2 protein-coding genes and 1 pseudogene are annotated in these 2,819 nt (G+C 67.7%); all 3 read right to left on the reverse strand.

What is annotated here, in order from left to right; genetic code table 11:
• Positions 1–58: 58 nt before the first annotated feature.
• A complete protein-coding gene (locus tag ACEN88_RS28455; protein WP_413345075.1) occupies positions 59–886 on the reverse strand; it encodes a TolC family protein in 828 nt (275 codons plus the stop codon).
• Positions 887–906: 20 nt separating this feature from the next.
• Entirely contained in the window at positions 907–2,508 is a 1,602-nt protein-coding gene (locus ACEN88_RS28460; protein ID WP_413345077.1) for a DHA2 family efflux MFS transporter permease subunit, read from the reverse strand.
• Positions 2,509–2,521: 13 nt separating this feature from the next.
• A pseudogene (locus ACEN88_RS28465) lies at positions 2,522–2,819 on the reverse strand (HlyD family secretion protein); the annotation flags it as partial.

The following is a 2,819-nucleotide window of genomic DNA, read 5'->3' on the forward strand; positions in this document are numbered from 1 at the left end:
TTATAAACCCCCCCCCCCCCCCACCCCGCGCCCCGCGCGGGCGGGGGGGGGCCTTTTTTTAAACCCCCCCCGGGGGGGGGGGGGGGGCGCCCCCCCCCCCCCCCCCCGGCCCCTGCGCGTGTTCCAGCGTGTTGCGCTGGCGCTGGGCTTCCTGGATGTCCGCCTCGGCGTTGGCGCGCTCGATGCGGGTGCGCGAGACGTCCAGTTCATTGGACAGGCCAGCGTTGAAGCGCGCCTCGATCAGCTGCTGCGATTCGCGGCGCGTGGCCAGCGCATCGTTCAGGATGGCGATATCGGCATCGAGGCCGCGCAGCTGCCAGTACGTCGTCGCGACCTGGCCGGACAGCATCAGCATGACGCCGTCGCGGTCGTCCTGCGCGGCGAGCGCCTGGGCGTCGGCCGCTTCCACGGCGCGGCGCACGCGGCCCCACAGATCCAGCTCGTACGAGAAATTGGCGCCGACGCTGAATTCGTTGCCCTTGATCGAACGGCCGCCGAACGTCACGCCCATCGGCGTTTCGGCCGACGTGCGCGAGTTCGACACGCCGGCGGAGACGCCGACGGTGGGCAACTGGCTGGCGCGCGTCACGCCCAGCTGCGCCTGCGCCTGCACGAGGCGCTGCGCGGCGGCGCGCACGTTCGGGTTGTCGCGCAGGGCGCGTTGTTCCAGCTGGTCCAGCTCCTTGTCGCCGAACACGGTCCACCATGCGGCCGGCAGGCGTGCCGCCCGGTCCGAAGGTTCGGCCGCGGCGTGGCGGAAGGCCGGCGTATCGATGCTCGTCGGCGCGACGAAATCCTTGCCGACGGTGCCGCAGGCGGACAACAGCGCAGGGACGGTCAATGCAGCGGCCAGGGCGGCGGCAGATTTGATATAAACAGTTTTCATACTTTATCCATTTATCTGGTTCAGTGGCCACCGCCACCGCCGCCGCTGGGCGACTTGAGCTTGTCCGAGAACCACAGCGGAATGATCGCCACGAGCAGGATCATGCCGACGATGAAGAAGCCGTCGTTGTAGGCCATCACGAACGACTCGCGCCGCACGATGCGGTCGATGGCGCCGATGGCCTGCTGGGCCGCCGTCGCCGGGTCGAAGCCCTTGGCGAGGAACGATTGCGTCAGCGCGTCGAGGCGGGCCTGCGTGGCGGCGGCTACGAGCGAGACCGACTCGCCCAGGCGCTCCGAGTGGAAGTGCTCGCGGTTCGTCAGGGCCGTTGCCAGCAGGGCGATGCCGACCGAACCGCCCAGGTTGCGGGTCATGTTGAACAGGCTCGATGCCGACGTCATGTCCTTCGGCGGGATGCCGGCCATGGCGAAGTTCGACAGCGTCAGCATCACGAACGGCTGGCCCAGCGCGCGGATGATCTGCGACAGCATCAGCTGGTCGTAGCCCGTGCTCGCATCCATGTACGCGTTCATCAGGCACGACACGCCGAACAGGCCGAGGCCGAACGAGCACAGGATGCGGTTGTCGATCTTCTGCGACAGGCGCGCCACGAATGGCATCACGAACAGCTGCGGCAGGCCGACCCACGCGATCACTTCACCGATCTGCATCGGCGAGTAGCCCGCGATCTGCCCCAGGAACAGCGGCAGCAGGAACGACGAGCCGTACAGGCCCATGCCGATGACGGCCGACAGCACCGTCGCGACGAGGAAGTTGCGCTGGCCGTACAGGCGCAGGTTGACGAACGGCTCCGGCCGCGAAAAGCCGATCACGATCCAGCCGAGGATACCGACCAGCGCCAGCGACGCGAACGTGATGATGAAGCCGGACTCGAACCAGTCCTTCGAATTGCCCTCTTCCAGGAAGATCGTCAGGCTCGCGAGCCCCGTCGCCATGAACGCGATGCCGAGCCAGTCGGCCTTGACCAGCGCCTTGAGGTCCATGGGCTCGCGGTCGATGCCCCAGTACATGCCGGCGATCAGGAGCACGCCCGGCACCCAGTTGATGTAGAAGATCGACGGCCAGCCGTACAACTCGGTCAGGTAGCCGCCCAGGGTCGGGCCCATCGCGGGCGCCAGGGTGGCGGTCAGGCCGAACATCGCCATGCCGACCGCGCGCTTGGCCGGGGGCAGGCGCGTCATCACGAGGGTCATCGCCATCGGGATCAGCGCGCCGCCCGTGAAGCCCTGCATCATGCGGAACACGATCATGCTGGACAGGCTCCAGGCCGCGCCGCACAGCGTGGAGAACACGAGGAACAGCGCCGTCGTGAGCATCAGGTAGCGGCGCTGGCCGAGGGCGCGCACGAACAGCGCCGTCATCGGGATCACCACGATCTCGGCGCACAGGTAGGCGGTCGAGATCCACGAGCCCTCTTCCTGCGTGGCCGACAGCGTACCGAGGATGTCGCGCAGCGAAGAGTTGGTGATCTGGATGTCGAGCACCGCCATGAAGGCGCCGAGCATGCCGGCCAGCACCGCGATCCAGGTGCGCGCGTCGATGTGCGCGCCATTGGCCGGCGGAGCGTGTGGTGCGATCGGCTTGGTGATCGTCGTGGACATCACGGTTCCTCAGTTATTTGGCGGCAGCTTGCTGTTGGGTTGCCTTTTGGCGCAGGTCGATCTCGACGACAGTCGACATGCCCGGCACGAGGCGGCCCGCGTACTTCTTGAGGTCTTCCGGTGCGAACGTGATCTTCACGGGCACGCGCTGGACGATCTTGGTGAAGTTGCCGGTCGCGTTATCGGCCGGCAGCAGCGCGAACTGGTTGCCCGACGCCGGCGCGAAGCTGTCCACGCGGCCGACCAGTTCGTGCTTCGGCAGCGCGTCCACTTCGATGCTGACCTGCTGGCCCGGCACGATGCCCGGCAGC

Origin of the sequence: Massilia sp. CT11-108, from assembly GCF_047302915.1 — a bacterium.
Lineage (GTDB): Bacteria > Pseudomonadota > Gammaproteobacteria > Burkholderiales > Burkholderiaceae_D > Telluria > Telluria orientalis.

Excerpts from the sequence above, each read along its gene's own strand:
- ACEN88_RS28455 (WP_413345075.1), bottom strand. The coding sequence starts at position 886 with ATGAAAACTGTTTATATCAAATCTGCCGCCGCCCTGGCCGCTGCATTG.
- ACEN88_RS28460 (WP_413345077.1), bottom strand. The coding sequence starts at position 2,508 with ATGTCCACGACGATCACCAAGCCGATCGCACCACACGCTCCGCCGGCC.